We start from the raw sequence: 20,002 nt of genomic DNA on the forward strand, positions 1-20,002 counted from the left end.
CCGCGCCACCTCTTTCACCGGCCGATCGCGTCGTTCAGCGAACGTTGTGCCGAGCGGCGACGTTACCGCCGACCACAAGCGCTCCCGGCGCAGATCGCGCTCAGCGGACGACCCTCAGCAAGGTGGGCGTGACCGCTGTGACTCACCGCACTTTCGCCGGTTTCAGGGATTTCCGGCTTGACCGTGCCGCGACGGCACGGTTTCGACTGTCCGTGTTCGGCAGGACTGCCGGGCCGGGTTCGACGGTGAGGGGGCAAACGTGGGGTGGAGTACTCGTGAGATCGCTGAGCTGGCCGGGACGAGTTTGCGGGCGGTGCGGCATTATCACGAGGTCGGTCTGCTGGCGGAGCCTGAGCGGCGCAGCAATGGGTACAAGCAGTACGGCGTGGCGCATCTGGTGCGGGTGCTGCGGATCAAGCGGTTGACCGACCTGGGGTTCTCGTTGTCGCAGATCGCGGAGATGGGCGACACCGACGACCACCCGGAGCAGGCCCTGCGGACGCTCGACGCGGAGCTGGGCGCGACCATCGAGCGGCTCCAGCGCGCCCGCGTCGAACTCGGCCTCATCCTCAGCAAATCCGCACCCACCGACATGCCGCCGGAGTTGGCGCCGGTCAGCGACAATCCGAAGCTGTCCGCCGCGGACCGTTCGCTGGTCGTCGTCATGACGCGGGTGTTCGGTCCGAAGGGCTTGCAGACCTTCTCGGACATGTTGCAGAAACTGCCGGAAGACCCGACGGCCTCGGCGTTCGACGACCTGCCCGCCGATGCCGACGAACGCACTCGCCAGGAAGTGGCCGAACTCCTCGCCCCGTACGCCCGCACCCTCGCCACCGAAAACCCCGGACTGCGGCACGCCAACTCCGATGCCCCCGGCGGCAAGCAGTTCGCGCAGCGAACCGTCGGCAAAGCACTCGTGGACCTCTACAACCCCGCCCAGATCGACGTCCTGGTCCGGATGGAGAACCTCCTCTCCCGCGCCGACACGCCCTGAACCAACCGAATCCGGGGACCGGGCGACGAAGTGGGGTTCGTCGGTCGGCCGATCCCGGCACTCACCTGGGAGTGCGAGTGCCGGGATCCGAGCCCGCGGAATCCGGATGCCCTGCCACTGCGTGGAGCCCTGGCATCCGCGCAGGTCGGTGTGCGGCGAGTTCCGCTCCGCCTCCGGCAGGTTCCCGGGGTGTCGCGCGCCCAACACCGGGAGTTGATCACCCGAACGTGAAACCGCGTGATCACGCGTTGTAACATCACGTCGCCGACGGGATCTTGCCCAGCCGGACTTCCCGTCGGGCACGCTGCTCCGGCACGCTGCGCAGGCTCGGCAGCACGAGACGCCGAGGGGGAAGTGTGAGCGATGCGGCCGGCGAACTGGAATCCGGGCAGACCAGACGACCGTGGCGGATGGTGCGCCGAATCGTGCTGTCGGCGCTGGGTTCGGTGGTGCTGCTCGGAGTCGCCGCCTTCGGGATCGGCTACTGGCTCTGGCCCATCCCCGACCCCCGGTTGATCGCGGCCGAGACGAACCAGTCGGTGTCGGTCCGGTACTCCGACGGCACCGAGATGACGCGGATCGTGCCGTCCTCCGGCGACCGGACCATGGTGGAGGACCTGCGCGGCGAGGTGGCGCAGCCGATGCGCGACGCGACCCTGGCCGCCGAGGACATCTCCTTCTACCGCAACCAAGGCTTCGACGTCACCGGCATCCTGCGCGCGATGTGGGCGCAGGCCACGGGCAGCGCGGGCGGCGGTTCCACGATCACCCAGCAGTACGTCAAGCTCGCCACGGGAGCCGACGAGCACAGCTATTTCCGGAAGTTCAAGGAAGTGGTGCTGGCGTTCAAGGTGACCGGCGAACTGTCCAAGGACGACATCCTCAAGGCCTACTTGAACACCGCGTACTACGGCCGCGGCGCCTACGGGATCCACGCCGCCGCCGAGGCGTACTTCGGCGTGCTGCCGCGTGATCTGGACCCGAGCCAGGCGGCGCTGCTGGCCGGGATGGTGCAGCGCCCCACCGAGAACGACCCGGCGTACAACCCGGAGCAGGGGCGGGCGCGCTGGGATTACGTCGCGGGCCAACTACGCGAGCACGGTCTCGTCGATGCGGCCGAAGGCGCCCGGATGCGGCTGCCGGAGACTCGGGGCCGCGCCGAGTGGAAGCAGGAGAACACCACGGCCCCCGCGTACCACATCCGGCAGCTGGCGCTGGCGGAAGCCGAACGCGCCGGGTTCACCGAGGACCTGCTGCAGCGCAACGGCGCCTCGCTGGTCACGACCGTGGACCCCGCCGCGCAGCGCACGGCCGAGGAGGCCATCGGCGAGGCGCTGCTGGACGGAGGTCCGGAGCTGCGGGCCGCGCTGATCTCGGTCGACCCGGGCACCGGCGCGGTGCGCGCGTACCACGGCGGGACCGAGGAGGTCGGCGGCTACGACTGGGCCGCCGCACCGCAGCACCCCGGCACGGCCATCGATCCCATCCTCCGCGCCGGGTGGGAGCAAGCCAACCTGTCCACCCCGCCGTGCGAGGAGCGCGACTGCACCGGCACGGCGCGGGCCGTCCCCGGAGAAGTGGTCGCCGCGTGGGACGCCGCGAAGCGGTTGGGCCTGGTCGGCGACGGTGCGGACCGGACCGCGGGCACCGATCTGCTCGCGGGCGAGTACCCGCTGAGCGCGACCGATTTCGCCACCGCCTACGCGACGCTCGCCGACGGGCAGCGGGTTCGCCCGCACTTCCTCGCCGCGATCGTCAACAAGGACGGCCGTGAGGTCCTCTCCTTCGAACCGGAGCCCCGGCCCGCGTTCGACGCGAACGCCGAGTCCTCCCGGCGCGCGGCGCACGACCTCACCGCGACGCTCTGGCCGCACACCGCCCGGCGGGGCGCGGTGCTCGAGTCCGGCCGCTATTACTCGATGGCGGCTTGGGCGAACGGGTTCACCCCGCGGCACGCCACCTCCCTGGTGCTCAGCGGGGCCGACGCGGAGAACAATCCCCGCCCCCTCCCCGAAGCCACGGGCGAGTCCACGGCGGAACGGATCTGGGGACGCTTCATGGACGCCGTCGCCCGGTAGGCGGGGACGGGCCTCGTTCGCGGCTCAGTTGCCCACGCCGAGGTCTGCCATGAACGCCGACGGGTAGCGGTCGCCGCGCGCCGACCCCCTCGGCAGCACCCGGTCGATCTCCACCAGGTCCTCCACCGTGAGCGGTACCCGCGCGGCGGGCAGCGCCTCCGCCAGGCGCTCCCGGCTGCGGGCACCGACGAGCGCCACGATGTCCTCGCCTTGGGCGGCGACCCAGGCGATGGCGAGCTGGGCGACGGTGCAGCCCTTCACCGCTGCGACCGGCCGCAGGGCCTCCACCAGCGAGAGGTTGTGCTCGACGTTGCCGCTGCTGAACCGGGGCGACAGCACGCGGTGGTCGCCGGGCACGCTGCGGTCGGCGCTCCAGTGCCCGGAGATGAGCCCCCGGCCGAGCACTCCGTAGGCGGTCAGCCCGATGCCGAGCTCGCGCAGCACCGGCAGGATCTCGTCCTCGACCGCGCGGGACAGCAGGGAGTACTCGATCTGCAGGTCGGCGATCGGGTGCACGGCGTGCGCCCGCCGGATCGTCTCGGCGTCGACCTCGGAAAGCCCGACGTGCCGGACGTGACCGGCCTCGACCAGCTCCGCGATGGCGCCGACGGTGTCCTCGACGGGCACGTTCGGGTCGAGCCGGGCCGGGCGGTAGATGTCGACGTGGTCGGTGCCGAGCCGGGTGAGGGTGTAGGCCAGCGAGTTGCGCACCGCCTCCGGCCGGCCGTCGTAGCCGCGCGGGATGCCGTCGGGCGCGCTGAGGGCGCCGAACTTGACGCTCAGCTGGTAGTCCTCGCGGTCGCGGTCGCGCAGCGCCTCGGCCAGCAGCAGCTCGTTGTGGCCCATGGCGTAGAAGTCACCGGTGTCGATCAGGGTGACGCCCGCGTCGAGCGCGGCGTGCACGGTGGCGATGCTCTCCGCGCGGTCGGCCGCGCCGTAGGCGCCGGACATGCCCATCGCGCCCAGCCCCAACTCGGAGGTGGCCGGACCGGTGCTGCCCAGGTTTCGCGTCTGCATTCCGCTCTCCTCAATCGTGGTTGTGCCGTCCACCTTGGGCCGAATCCGGACGTCGTGGCAGCGAGCGTTCATCGTGGGAGAGCCGCTCCCTGGCTCGCGCCGCGGCGGCCGAGGAGCATGGGCACATGCAGCGCGAGCAGCTGGCCCACTTCCTGCGCCGACGTCGGGAGTCGGTGCGTCCGGCCGACGTCGGCATCGCCGAGATGCCCCGGCGCCGCACCGCGGGTTTGCGCCGCGAGGAGGTGGCGATGCTCGCGGGCATGTCCGTGGACTACGTGGTGCGGCTGGAACAGGGCCGCAGCAGCCAGCCCTCGACGCAGCTGGTCGGGGCCTTGGCTCGCGCGCTGCGGCTCACCGACGACGAGCGCGACCACTTGTTCCACCTCGCCGGGCACCACCCGCCGCACGCGGAGAGCGCGGCCCGGATGGCCCGAGCCGGGTTGGTGCGGATGCTCGACCTGCTCGGCGATGTTCCGGCCGCGGTGCTCTCCGACCTCGGGGAAGTGCTGGCGCAGAACCGGATGGGCGTTCTGCTGATGGGCGATCAGACGGGGTTCACCGGCGATCGCCGCCACCTCGCCTACCGCTGGTTCACCGAACCCCGCGACCACTCCCAGCCGCCGGAGGAGCACGAACGGCATTCCCGCGAGCTCGTCGCCGACCTGCGGGCGACCGTCGGCAGGCGCTCCGACGACCCGGAGGTGACGGCGTTCGTCGAACGGCTGCGGTCCGTGAGCGAGGATTTCCGCCGCCGCTGGGACGAGCACGAAGTGGGCGTGCGCCGCGCCGACCGCAAGACCGTGGTGCACCCGAAAGTCGGCCCGGTGCTGGTGGATTGCGAAACCCTCGTCACCCCGGATCAACGCCAAGTGCTCCTGGTCCTCACCCCCGCCGACGCCGAGTCCCGCGAACGCCTGGACCTGCTCCGCGTCCTCGGCACGGAGGAGTTCCGGGCGGGGACCGCACCGGAGAGTTGACCCACGTCCGAGGGCCGAGCGGCGGCACCGCCGGCCCGCCGAGAAGCACCGGTCCCGCACCCGCACCGTCGGCGGCGACGCACGACAACCGCTAGGCCGGTCGGGGGTGAGAGCTGGGCACGCACCGCCCCGCCTGCTACGCAGGAACCCGATCAAGGAGGCGGGCGCATGGGGCGGATGGTGACGCGGCCGGACACCGGTGGGTGCCCGGTGAACCTCGATGCCGACGGCGTGTGGCGGATCCGCGGCCATGCGGCGGCGCGGGCGGTGCTTCGCAGCGCGGACACCGCGCAGGGCGGGCTCGGGGTGGAGACGATGCGGAAGATGCCGTCCCGCATCCGCCGGCCGGTGCTCTACCGGGACGGGCCCGAGCACCGGGAGCACCGGCGGCAGACGGCGCGCTTCTTCACGGCGCGCCGCGTCGACGAGCAGTACCGCGACCTCATGCGCGACGTGGCCGAGGCGCAGCTCGCGGTGCTGCGGCGGGACGGCCGGGCGCACTTGGCTGATCTCGGCTTCGAGCTCGCGATCGGCGTCACCTCCGCAGTGATCGGCCTGACGGAGAGCCGCCCCGGCATTCGCGGCCGGTTGGAACGGTTCTTCCCCGAGGAGTTCGACTCACCCGGTTTCACCAGCTTGACCGGGCTCAAGTGGGTGTGGCGGCAGGCGCGGAACTGGAGCGCGATCTACTTCCGCGACGTCCGGCCCGCGGTGCGGGCGAGGCGGCGGGAGCGGCGCGACGATCTGATCTCGCACCTGCTCGACGAGGGCTGCTCCGGCGCGGAGATCCTCGGCGAGTGCATCACGTTCGCCGCCGCGGGAATGGTCACGACGCGGGAGTTCGTCAACCTCGCCGCCTGGCACCTGCTCACCGACGAGGAGCTGCGGCGGCACTACCTCGCGGCGGCGGAACCCGACAGGCTCGAGCTGCTGCAAGAGATCCTGCGGCTGGAACCGGTCATCGGCAGGCTCCGGCGCCGCACCACTGACTCCGTGGACATTCCCGGCGACGAAGCGATTCCTGGTGGCGCGCTGGTGGAACTGGTGATCGACGACGCCAACGCGGACCCGGCCGAGGTCGGGGACGAACCGCTGGAGCTGCGACCGGGCCGGGAGATCGCCAGCGGTGCCGCGGGCTTGTCGTTCGGGGACGGGCCGCACAAGTGCCCCGGCGCGCATATCGCGATCTTGGAGGCCGACGTGTTCCTGCACCGGCTGCTGACCTCGCCGGTGCGGATGGAGTCACCGCCGCGGGTGTCGTTCAACGACGCCATCAACGGCTACGAACTCCGCGGGCTCGTGGTGGCCTTGGAATCCGGCTCGCCGCCCACGGGGCGAGGACCGACGACGTCCTGAGGGGATTCGGGCCGCACCGCGAGGGCCGCGTTGTGGTGCGGCAACGCGCGGTTTGTGACGCCGGAGACGAGTTCGTGGACGCTGCGATCCCGCGGGTGCAGCCGCACCACCAGCGCGTACAGGAAGACGAACAGCAGCGAAGCGAATCCGGCCACGGCCGCGAAACCCACTGCCAGCAGCACGTCCCCGTTGATCTCCCCGGCCCGCGCCACCCGGGCGACGTCGCGGAGCACACCGGCATCGGCACCGACCTCGAGCACCAGCAGCAGCGGCGCCAGCGGCGGCAGGAACGGCAGCGCCAGCACCACCGCACGCAGCAGCAGCCGCCACGCCACCGGCCGGCGACCCGCGTCGTCGACGAGTTCCAGCAGCAGCAGGCGTTTGCCGGGAGTCGCCCCGGTCAGCACGGGAAGCGCGACGAACCACGCAGCGAACACGACGAACGGGATCCACCACATCGGGACGCCGAGCACCAATGCGACCAGCGCACCGAACGCGCTGAACACGCCCGTAGCGGAGATGTCGATCAGCAGCGCGACCGCCCGGCGGCCGAACGGCACCGGATGCCGCGCCAGCACCTGCCCGTCCAATGTGGCCAGTTCGGGCAGCAGGCGGGACAGCGGTCCGCCCATCGCCCAGCCGAGCATCGCGCCGAGGACGTTCACCGCCAGGTCGTCCACGTCGAACAGCCGGTAGGGGCACTCGTACACCCCGAACACGGCGGTCCCCTGCGTCACCTCGAACGACAACGCCACCCCGGCCGCCACCGCCAACGTCGCGGCGGGTCCGCGGCGGAAGAGGTAGCGCAGGAAAAAGCCCAGCGGCAGCAGCAGGAGCAGGTTGAACCCGGTCTCGATCACCGCCGAGTTGTGCAGCACGAGATCGCCGAAGGTGACGCGGTGGTGCGCCTCCTTCCACACGTCCCGGAACGTGTTGCCCGGCATCAGCTGCCACGTGCCCATCAACGGGTATTCGCGGCACACGTCGAGCGACGCGGCGGGCAGCGGCATCAGCACCAGGCAGTACGAGGTGATCAGGTAGTAGAGGAACGCGTAGAACGACAGCGCCCACCACCGCAGCACCCCGTGCCTGCGGTAGAGCACCACGGCCACCGGGACCAGCAGCAGGAAGGCGAGCAGCGGGAACAGCACCGCGGCGGTGCGGATCGGAAGCAGGTACGCGTCGGCCACCGCAGCAGCGTCCTACCGGGACGGCCCGCGTCGCTTCGGCCGATCGGCACGACGCCGTCGGCCGTTAGGCCGGAGTTCGCGCGGCGTGGTTCAGCGGTGCCGCGCCGATTCCGCCGACAACTCCACGACGAGGCGGAGCCCCTGCTCGCGCACGCGAACACCGCTGAAATCGGGGATTCGGACGAGCCCGGACGTCGCCGGACCGGTGTGCGCCCCGACCACCACCGTCCGCCCGCCCGCGGCGAGCGCGGCCGCCACCCCGGCCTCGGCGTCCTCGAAGATCACGGTCTGTTCGGGCAGCACGCCGAGCATCGCCGCCGCCGTGCGGTAGCCCTCCGGATCGGGTTTGCCCCGGCTCACGTCCTCGGCGGTGATCACCACCTCCGGCATCGGCAGCCCCACCGCGGCCATCCGGCGGGCCGCCAGCGCCGCACCGGCCGAGGTGACCAGCGCCCACCGTCCGGCGGGCAGCTCGCCGAGCACTTCGGCCGCGCCCGGAATCGCGACCACGCCGTCGAGGTCCCGCATCTCCTGCTCGTCGACGAGGGCGGTCTCCGCCTCGACGTCGGCGCCCGCAGGCAGGTGGCGGGCGATGGTCTCGCCGCTGCGGCGACCGTGCGAGTCGGCCAGGATGTCCGCCACGTCGAGACCGTGCCGTTCGGCGAAGCAGCGCCACGTCCGCTCGACCACCGCGGTGGAGTCGACGAGCGTGCCGTCCATGTCGAACAGCAGGGCGCGCGGAGTGAACGGATCGGGCATGGCGGTCCTTCCTCTTCGGTGGAGCCTGGGCGGCTCGTGGTGTCGTGATACCACCATCGCGGTGTTCGGCGTCGCGAGGTTCGAGCGGTCCGGCCGAGGCGGGCGTCCCGCACGGTGCTCACTGCCGAGCACCTCCTCAGCCGAGCACGGCCAGGACCGCGACGCGACCGAGCAGCGCCGCACCCACCGAGGCGAGCACGCTCACGATCACGTTGAGAGCGGCGTACAAGTAAGCCTTGTCCTCGGCCAGCCGCAGCGTTTCGTAGCCGAACGTGCTGTAGGTCGTCAGCGCACCGCAGAACCCGACCCCGATCAATGCCGAGACCGCGGGCGGCAGCGCCGTTCCGGCCCCGGTGAGCCCGCCGAGCACCAGCGACCCCAGCACGTTGGCCGCCAACGTCCCCCACGGGAAGAGCGCGTCGTGGCGGGACTGCACGGCCCGATCGGTCAGGTAGCGCAGCGGCGCACCGGCCATCGCTCCGAGGAACACCAGCGCGGCGGTCACGATCGCGTTCCCTCTCGGTAGGTGACGACCTCGACCTCGTCGAGGACCACGGCGCCGTCGGTGATGAGCTCGTCCAGTTCCGGCAGGAACGCGCGCACCCTGCGCTCGGTGTCGACGATGACGACCAGGACGGGCAGGTCTTCGGCGAGGTCGAGCAGCCGCGTGGTGTGCACCCGGGACGACGTTCCGTATCCCTCGACGCCGCGCAGCGCGGTCGCCCCGGCCAGGCCCGCGTCGCGCGCCCGTTTGACGATCTCGTGGTACAGCGGCTTGTGGTGCCAGTGGTCGTCGGCCCGAGGAAGATCGACATGCGCAGTGCCATCTCAGCTGTCCTTCCTGGAGACCGCCCACCGGGTGATCGCCACTCCGGCGAGCACCGCGAGCAGCGCGCAGACCAGCGTTCCCACCAGGTAGGCGGCGGCGACCGCGACGTTCCCCGGCCGCAGCAGTGCGTCGAATTCCACCGCATAGGTCGAAAACGTGGTGAATCCACCGAGCACGCCGATCCCGAGGAACGGCCGCACCAGCGGATGTACCGACCACACCTCGGTGATCAGCACCATCAGCACTCCGATGAGCAGGCAACCCAGCACGTTGATCGTGAACGTGCCCCAGGGGAAACTGCCCGGAGCAGTCGGCGACCATTGCAGTATCCCGTAGCGGGAAACGGCGCCGAGCCCGCCGCCCAACGAGATGACCAGCAGCAGCGCGCTCTGCGAGTGCGCGAATCCTCGTCGGCGTGCGGGAATCCGGACGTCCGCGGTCTCGTTCGCCATGTGCGGCCTCCTACTCGAACCCGGCGACTTTCGCCAGGCCCAGCAGGGACCATCGGCGGCGCCGTTGCCGCGGTTCTCCGGCCGACCGGTGCGGCGAGTCCCACCACCGCTGCCGCCGATGCTACAGACCCCGCGACGGATCAGGCCCGGCCGACGGCGGCGCCGTACGCCGCGACGACTCCCCCTCTCCGGGGCCGCGTTCCCGTTTCGACCGTCATGCCACAAGAATCGCCTCTCACGTCCCGCGTCGACTCCCTCTCGGGAGGGAGTCGGCTCCTGCTCGGGAGTGAACGTCTCGGACGAAACGGAGCGGCGTGCTGGAACTCCCGCGAACACGACGAACGAGCCTTGACCGGACCGCTGAGCCCGGACGGCCTGGTCAGGGCGCCTTTCGGCACCGGTAGATTGGGCCGAGGGCGCTGCGCGCGAAGCCTCCGTGCCACGCTTCGGGGTGCCCGGACGTTCGATCCGACAGGAGCAGTGGCAGTGAGCAGCCAGCGCAAGACCCGCACGTTCGAGAAGCGGATGTCCGAGGTGCTCGGCATTCGCCCGAACGAGGTCGAATCCGTCTTCCGCGGCGCGCGGCCTACCTCGATCCGGGTCAATCGGCTGCTCGAGGACGACCGCTACCGGGAAACGGTCGAGTTCGTGCGCGACAAGGCGCCCGGCCTTATCCCGGTGGACTGGTGCGAGCACACGTACTTCTGGCCGGACAACGACGGTTTCGACGACATCCTGCCGCTGGCCCACGAGGGCCGCGTCTACCTGCAGAACGCGGCGAGCCTGATTCCGCCGGTGGCGCTGGACGCGCAGCCCGGTGATTCGGTGCTCGACATCGCCTCCGCACCCGGCGGCAAGGCGTTCCACATCGCGGCGCGGGTGGGCAACGACTGCGAGTTGTGGCTCAACGACTCGGCGCCGCCGCGCGCCCGGAAGCTCGCCGAGCTGGCGGAGCTCTACGGCGTGCGATACGCGGAGCTGACCACGCACAACGCGCAGTACATCGACAAGTCGGTGCCCGCGGAGCGCTTCGACCGCATCCTGCTGGACGTGCAGTGCTCCGGGGAGGGCCGGGTCAACCTGCGCAAGTCCGATGCGCTGAAGTTCTGGTCGGAGGAGCGGATCGAGAAGTACAAGTTCCTCCAGGCCAAGATGTGCGACGCGGCCTACAAGCTGCTCAAGCCCGGCGGCGTGCTCGTTTATTCGACGTGCACGCTCAGCCCGGAGGAGGACGAGTTCCCGGTGAACAAGGTCCTGCAGCGGCACTCCGACCTCACGGTGGAACCGCTGGGGTTCAGCGAGGAGGAGTTCCTGCCCGGCCTGAATTCCTGGCGGGGCACCAAGTTCGACAAGCGGCTCAAGCACGCGGTGCGGGTGATGCCCTCGGACGTCTTCGAAGGCTTCTTCGTCGCCAAGGTCGCGAAAGCGCCTGCCACGGCTTGATACACCGGGTCGCCCGATCGATCGTGTAATGGCGAACCCCAGTTCGACCCCGTAATCATGGAAGCAACGCCCGCAACGTTCCGCACCTCACAACGAAGCGCGGGAACCGCTGCACGGGCTTGACCGACTGTGTGCACGGGTGGCCTGAGCGCGGGCCGCCGGATCCGCGAGAGGTTGTCCGATGTCCCCGATGATCGCCGAAGCTCGCCGCGTCGAACTATCCGTGAGCGGCATGACCTGTGCCGCCTGCGCGGTGCGGGTGGAACGCAAGCTCAACAAGCTCGACGGCGTGCAGGCCGGCGTGAACTACGCGACGGGTGTCGCCGCGGTCGAGTTCTCCGCTCAGCAGGACGTGGACCTGCTGGTGCGCACGGTGCGCGGCGCGGGCTACGACGCGGAACCGGTCCCGGAGTCATCACCGGCGGACGCCGTCGAATCCGAGGATTCCGGCACCCCGGCGGATCGGGTGCGCGACCTGTGGCGTCGGATGCTGGTCGCGGTGGCGCTGTTCGTGCCGATCTGCGACCTGTCGCTGTTGTTCATCGTGCTGCCGGAGTCGCGCTTCCCCGGCTGGCAGTGGCTGCTGATCGCACTGACGGCGCCGGTCGCGGGCTGGGCGGCGTGGCCGTTCCACCGGGCCGCACTGCGCGGCGCCCGCCGTGGATCGTCCTCAATGGACACACTTGTCTCGCTGGGCATCACGGCGGCGGTGGGCTGGTCGTGGTACGCGATGTTCTTCCAGCCCGACCCGACCGGCGAGTCCGGGTGGTCGCTGCTGCTGAACCCGCAGGGCGCGCTGTACCTGGAGGTCGCGGCGGGAGTCACCGCGTTCGTGCTCGCCGGTCGCTACTTCGAGGCACGCGCGCAGCGACAGGCCGGAGACGCGCTGAACGCGCTGGCGGCGTTGCGCGCCAAAGCGGTCACGGTGCTGCTCGACGACGGCTCGCAGCACGAGATCCCGGCGGCGGAACTCCAACCGGGACAACGGTTCCTGGTGCGTCCCGGCGGCACCGTCGCCACGGACGGTGTCGTCGAAGAGGGACACGGGGCGCTCGACCGCAGCTCGATGACCGGCGAGTCGGCCCCCGTCGAGGTGACCGGAGGCGATTCGGTCATCGGCGGGACGGTCGCGCTGAACGGCAGGCTCGTCGTGCGGGCCACCGAGGTCGGCGCGAACACCCGGCTCGGGGCGATGCTGCGGCTGGTGTCCGAGGCGCAGTCCGCCAAGGCTGCCGTGCAGCGGCTCGCCGATCGGATCTCCGCGTACTTCGTACCGGCGGTGTTGGCCGGTTCCGCGCTGACGTTGCTGGCCTGGTTGCTACAGACCGGCGCCCCGGACCGCGCGTTCACGGCGGCGCTGGCGGTGCTGGTGATCGCCTGCCCGTGCGCGCTCGGGCTGGCGACACCGACCGCGCTGATGGTCGCGTCGGGGCGCGGCGCCACGCTCGGCATCTTCATCAAGGGTTACCAGGCGCTGGAGTCGACCCGCGCGGTCGACACGGTGGTGCTGGACAAGACGGGCACGGTCACCGAGGGCCGCATGTCGGTGGTGGATCTGCACGTCGCGGACGACGTGGACCGCGCGTCGGTGCTGCGCCGGGCAGGAGCGGTCGAGGAGGCTTCCGAGCACGCGGTGGCCGCCGCGATCACCGCGCTGGCGGTCGCCGAGGTTCCGGAACCGGCAGTGTCCGCAGGTTCTCACCGGCCACTGGAAACCCGAGCCGATGTGGCGCGATCCGTTGGTGCGGAACCGTTTCCCGACTCACCCGAAGAGGACGGGATTGCCGCCGACGGGTCACCCGATCCACAGGTTGATCGCGGCCGCGCCATCGAGCGGCTGCCCAGCGTCGATTCGTTCCACGCCCGCCCTGGACTTGGGGCAGGCGGCATCGTCGAGGGCAGGAAGGTCCTCATCGGGCGTCGCGCACTGTTCGACGATGAAGGCTGGACGGTCTCGGGCGAGCTGGATCGGCTGCGCGAGCAGTGGGAGGCGCAGGGCCGCACCGCCGTGCTCTCCGGCGAGGACGGGCGCGCACTGGCCGTGTTCGGCGTGGCCGACACCGTGAAACCGTCGGCCGCTCGGGCGATCGCCGAATTGCACCGCCTCGGCCTCCGCACGGTGTTGCTGACCGGCGACAACGCCGCGACCGGACAGGCCGTGGCCGACGAAGTGGGCATCAAGCGGGTGATCTCCGAAGTGCTGCCGGACGAGAAGGCCGAGGTGGTGCGCGGCCTGCGCGCCGAAGGCCGCACGGTGGCGATGATCGGCGACGGCGTGAACGACGCGCCCGCCCTGGCCACGGCCGATCTCGGCTTGGCGGTGGCGACCGGCACCGACATCGCGATCGACAGCGCGGACTTGATCTTGGTTCGGGAAGACCTCACGGTCGCCCCCGACGCGATCCGCCTGGCCCGCGCGACATTGCGCACCATCCGCGGCAACCTCGTGTGGGCCTTCGGCTACAACCTCGCCGCACTCCCGCTGGCCGCACTCGGCCTGCTCAACCCGCTGATCGCCGGGGCCACGATGGCCCTGTCCTCATTCTTCGTCGTCTCCAACAGCCTCCGCCTCCGCCGCTTCACCACGCTGACCTCCACACCGGACGCCTAGTTCGGCGGTACCGGGCGAGCCGAGCGATCTTGGCCCCCGCCCCGCCGAGTCGCCGCCGCAGCGAGCCGGTTCAGCTCACTCCGGGCTTCAACGGGCGTGGCCGGACAGTGCGCTTGTCGGGGTTGGGCGCACTGCCCGGCCGCACGGTCCAGCTGCTGGCCGGGGAGGAGGTCTCAGCGCCGGACCGAGAGGGAAGGGTCACGGAGTCGGTCGGCCTTCCCCGGTTCGAGAGCACATAGGCGTCGCGAGTTCACGCCGCCATCGCGCAGAACAGCGGTACTGCACGTTCAGCGGGCGGACTCCGCCTCGACGGCAATGGCGAAGCGACCGGTGATGGTCACCGGGCTCGCCGGTGCGACACCCAGGGACGGCACCTCCCACGGCAGGCATCCCGAGCAGATCTGTCTTCCTCCAGAGCACGGCGGGTTCCCCGGCCTCCGGCGCACCGGACCGATCACAACATGCCCGCAGCCAGCCACGGGCGTGCTGAATCCGCAGTGCCGGCGGTAACCGGCCAGCCGGTGCCACGTCGACTCGGCGACGCCGCTGACCCACCCGCCTCGTTCAACCTCCACGAGGGCACACCTCCGGGAGCGGGAGGACGGCGTTGTGCCGCTGCACGATCGGCCGCACTTCCTCGGCGCACGAAGGACAGGTCGGCCACAGCCACGCTTCGTCCCCTTCGGCCGCGGACACTTCGGCCCCGCACAAGGCTTTCACCGTCGTGCCCGCACGAAACCCCAGTCGTGGCGCGGAATCCACGCTCGCATGACGCTCAGCCTGCGCCAGAAACCAACGAAACGGATACGGCGCCTGACCAAGGCCGATGCTCCGGAATTCACCGCGCTGATCGGCGAAAACGCATTGCGAGAACCGTTCGGCGGTCCGGCTGCGATGGCGGAACAGCTGGCGCACCTCCAACGCACAGCGAGCGAGATGGCCAACGTCACCGTGCGCGTGATCCGGTCCGGAGGAGAAGCGTTCCACCCGGCCCATGCAGGCCATTTCGGGTTGATGCGCTTCCTGCCGCCGACCCGATCATCGAAGTGGAGCACTTCGGCAGCCTGGTGTTCCTCACCGGCGACGAGTACGAGCGGATCTTGGAGCAAGCACGCAGCAAAGACTCGCAAAGCTGGGTGAGCTCAGGCATTCCGGGAGTGCAGAAGGAACTCGCTTCGCTCGTTGAGTTCGAGAGCACCGCCACCCAGATCACCGAGGTGGCACCCATGCTGATCCCAGGGCTGTTGCAAACGCCCGACTACATGCACGCCTCGATGGCGCAGCTACCTGATTCTCAGGTTGGTGCGCGCGTTTTGACTCGAATGGAACGCCGAACGGTCCTGACCAAGAAGAACCCGCCCAACTTCACCGCGCTGATCGGCGAAGCAGCGCTGCGCGAGCCGTTCGGCGGACCAGCGGCGATGGCAGCACAGTTGAAGCACATAGCGGATATGGCGACCACGCAATCGAACGTGTCCGTTCAGGTCATACCGTCCGGCTCGCAGACCTTCCACGCCGCGCACGCTGGACAGTTCATCCTGTTGCGCTTTCCGAAGGCGGATCCGATCGTCCAGATCGACCACTACAACAGCTTGATCTTCCTAAACGGGCCGCGCGACATCGCCGCCCATGCCGAAGCAGTTGACCAGTTGCAGGCCATTGCACTGAGCGAGAGTGACTCGCTGAACTTCGTTGCATCGATCCGAACCGAGTTGGAGGGTTGACCGATGACTCCCGAAATCAGCGGATGGCGCACGAGCACGAAGTCAGCACCACGCGGAGCCTGCGTCGAAGTCGGCGGAGCACCCGGTGTAGCCGCAGTGCGCGACACCAAGGACAGAGCCAGCGGAACCTTAACTTTCACGACCGCGCGGTGGACCGCCTTCCTCACCACCCTCCGCGCCGGCCACCTCAACGACCCACACCCCTGATTCGTTCGAAGTGAACGGACCGTTCACCCAACAAAACTGGACGAACGGTCCGTTCACTCACCTCGATCGGCCAACCACGCGCGCAAGCGGTCCACGATCTCAACCTCGAGGATCGAACGCGCATCGGGTTCGTCCTCGTAGCGGACGCGCAGGTCGCGCATGTCGGCCAGCAAGCCGCGTTCCAGCGGTGGCTCCCAGTAACCGATGCTCACGATGAAACCGACGGCCCGGTACGGCGCGATCACCCCGTCCAGCAGGCCACCCGCGGCGTTGCGGCAGGCCATCGGGAAGATCGCGTCCCAACTGCTCCGCCCCACCAGCACTTCCATCGGGACCTTCACCAGCACGGAAGTGACGGCGTCGTCACGTCCGGCGTGCCGGTACGGGTCCGCGGCCCGATCCGCCATCGGCTCTCGCAACAACTCGACGCAGCGCAGAACCGTCTGCTCCCAACGGCTTCCGGTGCGGCGCTGCGCCGGATCGTCCAGCTGCGCGAGCACCGTCCGGTAGGTCTCGATGACCGCGCTGGTCGACACGTCGACGTAGCCAAGCGATGCGCAGCCGTGCACGAACCAGGCCAGCGCCCGGCCCAGCGCGAGATCGGGACGTTCGCTCTCCCGCTGATCGGTGCGCCTGCGCAGCTCCTCGATCCGCCGTCTGACTCCACTCGGCCGCATTCCTCGACGATACGAGCACCTCGCCGCGCACGGCACCTGCTTCAGCCGAGGCCCGTCGGGTCGGTCGAACGAGGCGTTCACTCCGACCGCGCAGGTGTCAGCGGCGGTCGGCCAGTTTCGCGAGCATCGCGTTGTAGGCGGCGAGTTCCTCGTCGCCGGAGCGGTCGGCGCGGCGGGCCGCGCGCATATCGTGCCGATACCACTGGGTGAGCAGCGCGATCAGCACCACGACCAGCGGCGCCTCCCCTGCGGCCCACGCGATGCCGCCGCCGAGGAACTGGTCGGCGAGCAGGTCCTGCGTCCACGGCAGGTCCAGGGTGCGGTAGAAGTTCTCGGCGATCACCGCGTCCATGCTCATCACGATCACGCCGAAGAACGCGTGGAACGGCATCACCGCGAACACCATGCCGAGCCGAGCCAGGTGCGGGAGCGGTTTCGGCGCCGGGTCCACCCCGATGACCGTCCAGTAGTACAGGTAGCCGATCAGGACGAAGTGGACGTTCATCAGCTCGTGCGCCCAGTGCTCGGACATCGCGCTCTCGAACAGCGGGGTGAAGTAGAGCGCGTAGAACGAGCCCACGAACAGCACCGTCGCGATCGCCGGATGCGCCAAGGCCCGCGCGGGCGGGGAGTGCACCACGGCCAGCAGGATTTCCCTTGCGCCGTAAGGGTTTCCCTTCCCTGCGGGCGCCAGGGCGCGCAGCGCCAACGTGATCGGCCCGCCGAGCACCAGCAGCACCGGAGCCAGCATGTTCAGCACCATGTGCACGAGCATGTGCACGCTGAACACCCCGGACGAGTAGACGCCGAGCCCGGACGACGTCGCGATCAGCACCGTGCCGCATCCGCACAACCACGCGGCGGTGCGCCCCGCGGGCCACGCGTCACCACGTCGGCGCAACCTGCGCACACCCGCCAGGTACAGCGCCGCGAGCACCACGACCGCCGTCCCCAAGATGAGGTCGAATCGCCACACGGTCAGGAAACCGAGCAGATCCGGCGGCCCCGGCAGGTCATAGCCGAGGATCACTTCCGACGAGCTCGCCGTGCGGTCCAGCAGGTTCGGCGGCGGCGTGTGCGCCATGCCCATCGACACCCCGACGGACACCAGCATGATCACCAGTTCGGCGCCGAGCAGCGCCGCCGGTGCCGACACTCGCTGCCGCACCCGCGCTCCGCACCCGCCGAGCACGAGCAGCAGCACTACCTTCGCCAGCACCAACGTCCCGAACACGGTGCGCCCGAGATCACCGAGCGGCATCAGCACCAGCGCGTCCACCAGACCGGAGACGGCCAGCACCACCCAGCACACCCCGGCCAGCGCGCGATACCTCGCCAGCACCGACTCCCGATGCGCGCCGCCCCGGCGGAGGTGCGCGGTGACGGCGACGAGCACGCCGAGCCACAACGCGGCCGCCACCACGTGCAGCACGATCGCGTTGGTGGCGAAGTCGTGGCCCGCGTTGGACGCCGAATGCCCCACCACGGCCGGCGGCAGCAGTCCGAACGCGGCGAGCGCGGCCAGTCCGAGCGTCGGGCGCCACCGCAACGTCATCCGCGCGCTGACCGCCACGACCACCGCGACCAACACCGTGACAGCCCACGCAGCCGGCTCGTACAGGGCGCCGAACAAGCCGGTGAACGCCGCAGGCTCCAGCACGCTGCTCAACGGCTGACCGGTCGCATCGGCCATCTCGAACGGGATCATCGCGGCCGCCGCCACCGCCCACACCCACGCGGCCGCGCCGCCGGTGCGGACGGCGGCGAAACCGTCCGGGGCGATGCCACCGGACTCGCGCGGCGAAGTGAACAGGGCCGCGAACACCACCGCCCCCAAGCAGATCGCCGCCGCACCGTCAGCGACCAACCGCGTCAGACCGATGCCGAAACGCACCACGGCTCCGGGATCCGAAAGCCCGAGCGGGCTGTAGACGCCCGTTCCTCCGATCGCGGCGACGACCACGGTGACCAGCACCGCGATGCTCAGACCCGCGCCCCACGGTGCGGGAAAGGGGCGCTGCGAACTCGGCTCTGGCACTGCTGTCCTCACACGACGGTCACCGCACCGGCGGGTCGAGCCGCCGGTGGCGGGCTGCTGCCCGCACCCGGACTGGTCGCGCCGACCCCGCCGCGGGTTCCGGACATTCCGTGTGACCTCACCCGCACCGGCGGCCGGGGAGACGAACGCGCTAGGCCGTTCGATCCCACATCGTGGAGGGGGATGTCACAGCGGGAACCAGAACCGATGATCAGGCGACTAGTGAGGCGACCGATGCGGCGAACCAGCAGGAGTGACGATGGTGACGGAACCGGGGCTCGCAGCGCAGTCCTTCCCGCCGGAAGCGCCCGAGCAGGAAGCGGCGGCGCCCGAGCGGAACCCCTCCACCTGGGCCGTGCTGCGGCCGCTGGTGCTGCGGCTGCACTTCTACGCCGGGGTGTTCATCGCGCCGTTCCTGGTGATCGCCGCCCTGACGGGCATGCTCTACGTCTTCACGCCGCAGCTGGAGCAGGCCTTCTACGCGCACGAACTGCACGTTCCGGCCGCGGCCACCACGACGCCGCTGTCCGAGCAGATCGCGGTCGCGCAGACCGTCCGGCCCGGTGAGCAGCTGCAGGCCGTCCGGCCGGGCGCGACGCCGACCGACACCACGCAGGTGATCTTCAAGGCCCCCGATCTGCCGGACAGCTACCAGCGCACCGTGTTCATCGACCCGCACACCACCGAGATCCGCGGCGACCTGGTCACCTACGGCTCGGGGCAGGCGCTGCCGCTGCGCGCGTGGATCGACAACCTGCACCGCGGCCTGCACCTCGGCGACACCGGCCGGCTCTACAGCGAGCTCGCCGCCAGCTGGTTGTGGGTGGTCGTTCTCGGCGGCGTCGCGCTGTGGATCGGGCGCCCGCGCCGGAACAGGCGGGCGCGGTCGCTGCTGGCTCCGGAACTCCGCCCGGCCGGCCGCAGGCGGGTGCTGTCGTGGCACGGCGCGGTCGGGCTGTGGGCGGCGCTCGGGCTGCTCTTCCTGTCGGCGACCGGCCTGACCTGGTCGGTGCACGCCGGGGAGAACGTCACGGCGGCCCGCGCACAGCTGTCCTGGGAGACCCCGGCCGTGACGGCGCAGCTGCCGTCCCCGCCTTCCTCCGACGTCGGCATCGACCGGGTGCACCAGGCGGCGCTCGGCGCGGGCCTGGACGGGCAGGTGGAGATCACACCGCCGGAGGGGGCCGGTTCCGCCTACACCGTGCAGCAGCAGGGGCGGACCTGGCCGACCAAGCAGGACCAGGTGGCGGTGGATCCGTCCACCGGCACGATCACCGAGACGGTCCGGTTCGCGGACTACCCGCTGATGGCGAAGCTCGCCCGCTGGGGCGTCGACGCGCACATGGGACTGCTGTTCGGCCTGGTGAACCAGTTGCTGCTGGTCGGGCTGATGCTCGCCCTGCTGTCGATGATCTTCTGGGGTTACCGGATGTGGTGGCTGCGCAGGCCCACCCGCGGCGACGGCCGGATCGGCAGGCCACCGGAACGCGGCGTCTGGCGGCGAATTCCCGGCCGGATCATGGCGCCGATCATCGTCGGAGCCGCGTTCGTCGCCTACTTCCTGCCGCTGCTGGGGGCATCCCTGCTGGTCTTCCTCGTCGTCGACATCGTGCTGGGCTCGCGTGCCCGGCGGAGCACCGGAGTCTGATC

General features: G+C 70.4%; 18 protein-coding genes and 1 pseudogene. 10 read left to right on the forward strand and 9 right to left on the reverse strand.

Features of this window, described 5'->3' with window-relative positions:
- The first annotated feature begins 259 nt into the window (after nt 1-259).
- Nucleotides 260-994: a helix-turn-helix domain-containing protein gene (locus H2Q94_RS27485; RefSeq protein ID WP_243790044.1), complete on the forward strand. Its 735-nt coding sequence runs from the start codon at nt 260-262 to the stop codon at nt 992-994.
- A gap of 356 nt (nt 995-1,350) precedes the next feature.
- Nucleotides 1,351-3,072 (forward strand): transglycosylase domain-containing protein, encoded by a 1,722-nt coding sequence (locus H2Q94_RS27490; RefSeq protein ID WP_243790045.1) that lies wholly within the window; start codon nt 1,351-1,353, stop codon nt 3,070-3,072.
- Nucleotides 3,073-3,096: 24 nt separating this feature from the next.
- Here H2Q94_RS27490 and H2Q94_RS27495 read toward each other — a convergent pair whose 3' ends face one another.
- A complete protein-coding gene (locus tag H2Q94_RS27495) occupies nt 3,097-4,089 on the reverse strand; it encodes an aldo/keto reductase (protein WP_243790046.1) in 993 nt (330 codons plus the stop codon).
- A 125-nt stretch (nt 4,090-4,214) separates the two neighbouring features.
- Between H2Q94_RS27495 and H2Q94_RS27500 the strand changes: the two genes are divergently transcribed.
- Nucleotides 4,215-5,066: a helix-turn-helix transcriptional regulator gene (locus H2Q94_RS27500; protein ID WP_243790047.1), complete on the forward strand. Its 852-nt coding sequence runs from the start codon at nt 4,215-4,217 to the stop codon at nt 5,064-5,066.
- 168 nt (nt 5,067-5,234) lie between these two features.
- Nucleotides 5,235-6,422 carry a cytochrome P450 gene (locus H2Q94_RS27505; RefSeq protein ID WP_243790048.1) on the forward strand — a complete coding sequence of 396 codons (1,188 nt, stop codon included), beginning with the start codon at nt 5,235-5,237 and terminating at the stop codon, nt 6,420-6,422.
- Here the strand turns inward: H2Q94_RS27505 and H2Q94_RS27510 are convergent.
- The 5 genes and pseudogenes from H2Q94_RS27510 to crcB (H2Q94_RS27530) form a co-directional block, all read right to left on the reverse strand.
- The gene (locus H2Q94_RS27510; protein WP_243790049.1) at nt 6,347-7,612 is read right to left on the reverse strand and encodes a VanZ family protein; all 1,266 of its coding nucleotides are present in this window, start codon (nt 7,610-7,612) and stop codon (nt 6,347-6,349) included. The genes H2Q94_RS27505 and H2Q94_RS27510 overlap by 76 nt on opposite strands.
- Nucleotides 7,613-7,702: 90 nt before the next feature.
- On the reverse strand, nt 7,703-8,371 hold the full coding sequence (locus H2Q94_RS27515; protein WP_243790050.1) for an HAD-IA family hydrolase: 669 nt from the start codon (nt 8,369-8,371) through the stop codon (nt 7,703-7,705).
- Nucleotides 8,372-8,507: 136 nt separating this feature from the next.
- Entirely contained in the window at nt 8,508-8,876 is a 369-nt protein-coding gene (gene crcB, locus H2Q94_RS27520; protein ID WP_243790051.1) for a fluoride efflux transporter CrcB, read from the reverse strand.
- Nucleotides 8,873-9,198 (reverse strand): annotated as a pseudogene (locus tag H2Q94_RS27525) (DUF190 domain-containing protein). Before H2Q94_RS27525 ends, crcB (H2Q94_RS27520) begins: the two are co-directional and overlap by 4 nt.
- Nucleotide 9,199: 1 nt before the next feature.
- Nucleotides 9,200-9,652, reverse strand: a complete 453-nt coding sequence (gene crcB / locus H2Q94_RS27530; RefSeq protein WP_243790052.1) for a fluoride efflux transporter CrcB — start codon at nt 9,650-9,652, stop codon at nt 9,200-9,202.
- A 486-nt stretch (nt 9,653-10,138) separates the two neighbouring features.
- Between crcB (H2Q94_RS27530) and H2Q94_RS27535 the strand changes: the two genes are divergently transcribed.
- Nucleotides 10,139-11,095, forward strand: coding sequence for an RsmB/NOP family class I SAM-dependent RNA methyltransferase (locus H2Q94_RS27535; protein ID WP_243790053.1), 957 nt, complete (start codon nt 10,139-10,141; stop codon nt 11,093-11,095).
- A 181-nt stretch (nt 11,096-11,276) separates the two neighbouring features.
- Nucleotides 11,277-13,706, forward strand: coding sequence for a heavy metal translocating P-type ATPase (locus H2Q94_RS27540; RefSeq protein ID WP_243790054.1), 2,430 nt, complete (start codon nt 11,277-11,279; stop codon nt 13,704-13,706).
- A 564-nt stretch (nt 13,707-14,270) separates the two neighbouring features.
- On the opposite strand, the gene H2Q94_RS31050 is transcribed toward H2Q94_RS27540, so the two are convergent.
- Nucleotides 14,271-14,534: an HC3 family zinc finger protein gene (locus H2Q94_RS31050; protein ID WP_397545499.1), complete on the reverse strand. Its 264-nt coding sequence runs from the start codon at nt 14,532-14,534 to the stop codon at nt 14,271-14,273.
- Between H2Q94_RS31050 and H2Q94_RS31055 the strand changes: the two genes are divergently transcribed.
- The 3 genes from H2Q94_RS31055 to H2Q94_RS27555 are packed head-to-tail and all read left to right on the forward strand — an operon-like array spanning nt 14,475 to nt 15,637.
- On the forward strand, nt 14,475-14,846 hold the full coding sequence (locus H2Q94_RS31055) for a Scr1 family TA system antitoxin-like transcriptional regulator (RefSeq protein ID WP_397545384.1): 372 nt from the start codon (nt 14,475-14,477) through the stop codon (nt 14,844-14,846). The genes H2Q94_RS31050 and H2Q94_RS31055 overlap by 60 nt on opposite strands.
- A complete protein-coding gene (locus tag H2Q94_RS27550) occupies nt 14,753-15,430 on the forward strand; it encodes a DUF5753 domain-containing protein (protein ID WP_243790056.1) in 678 nt (225 codons plus the stop codon). The genes H2Q94_RS31055 and H2Q94_RS27550 overlap by 94 nt, the downstream gene beginning before the upstream one ends.
- Nucleotides 15,431-15,433: 3 nt before the next feature.
- On the forward strand, nt 15,434-15,637 hold the full coding sequence (locus H2Q94_RS27555; protein WP_243790057.1) for a DUF397 domain-containing protein: 204 nt from the start codon (nt 15,434-15,436) through the stop codon (nt 15,635-15,637).
- A gap of 53 nt (nt 15,638-15,690) precedes the next feature.
- Here the strand turns inward: H2Q94_RS27555 and H2Q94_RS27560 are convergent, their stop codons facing one another.
- Entirely contained in the window at nt 15,691-16,314 is a 624-nt protein-coding gene (locus tag H2Q94_RS27560; protein WP_243790058.1) for a hypothetical protein, read from the reverse strand.
- 97 nt (nt 16,315-16,411) lie between these two features.
- The gene (locus H2Q94_RS27565) at nt 16,412-18,352 is read right to left on the reverse strand and encodes a bifunctional copper resistance protein CopD/cytochrome c oxidase assembly protein (protein ID WP_243790059.1); all 1,941 of its coding nucleotides are present in this window, start codon (nt 18,350-18,352) and stop codon (nt 16,412-16,414) included.
- Nucleotides 18,353-18,611: 259 nt separating this feature from the next.
- Here H2Q94_RS27565 and H2Q94_RS27570 point away from each other — a divergent pair, with 259 nt between their 5' ends.
- The gene (locus H2Q94_RS27570) at nt 18,612-20,000 is read left to right on the forward strand and encodes a PepSY-associated TM helix domain-containing protein (protein WP_243790060.1); all 1,389 of its coding nucleotides are present in this window, start codon (nt 18,612-18,614) and stop codon (nt 19,998-20,000) included.
- Nucleotides 20,001-20,002: the final 2 nt, after the last annotated feature.

It is taken from the genome of Saccharopolyspora gloriosae, from assembly GCF_022828475.1.
In the GTDB taxonomy this organism is placed as follows: Bacteria; Actinomycetota; Actinomycetes; order Mycobacteriales; family Pseudonocardiaceae; genus Saccharopolyspora_C; species Saccharopolyspora_C gloriosae_A.

Excerpts from the sequence above, each read along its gene's own strand:
- H2Q94_RS27500 (WP_243790047.1), top strand. The coding sequence starts at position 4,215 with ATGCAGCGCGAGCAGCTGGCCCACTTCCTGCGCCGACGTCGGGAGTCG.
- H2Q94_RS27495 (WP_243790046.1), bottom strand. The coding sequence starts at position 4,089 with ATGCAGACGCGAAACCTGGGCAGCACCGGTCCGGCCACCTCCGAGTTG.
- H2Q94_RS27570 (WP_243790060.1), top strand. The coding sequence starts at position 18,612 with ATGGTGACGGAACCGGGGCTCGCAGCGCAGTCCTTCCCGCCGGAAGCG.
- H2Q94_RS27555 (WP_243790057.1), top strand. The coding sequence starts at position 15,434 with ATGACTCCCGAAATCAGCGGATGGCGCACGAGCACGAAGTCAGCACCA.
- crcB (WP_243790052.1), bottom strand. The coding sequence starts at position 9,652 with ATGGCGAACGAGACCGCGGACGTCCGGATTCCCGCACGCCGACGAGGA.
- H2Q94_RS31055 (WP_397545384.1), top strand. The coding sequence starts at position 14,475 with ATGACGCTCAGCCTGCGCCAGAAACCAACGAAACGGATACGGCGCCTG.
- H2Q94_RS27560 (WP_243790058.1), bottom strand. The coding sequence starts at position 16,314 with ATGCGGCCGAGTGGAGTCAGACGGCGGATCGAGGAGCTGCGCAGGCGC.
- H2Q94_RS27515 (WP_243790050.1), bottom strand. The coding sequence starts at position 8,371 with ATGCCCGATCCGTTCACTCCGCGCGCCCTGCTGTTCGACATGGACGGC.
- H2Q94_RS27540 (WP_243790054.1), top strand. The coding sequence starts at position 11,277 with ATGTCCCCGATGATCGCCGAAGCTCGCCGCGTCGAACTATCCGTGAGC.
- H2Q94_RS27505 (WP_243790048.1), top strand. The coding sequence starts at position 5,235 with ATGGGGCGGATGGTGACGCGGCCGGACACCGGTGGGTGCCCGGTGAAC.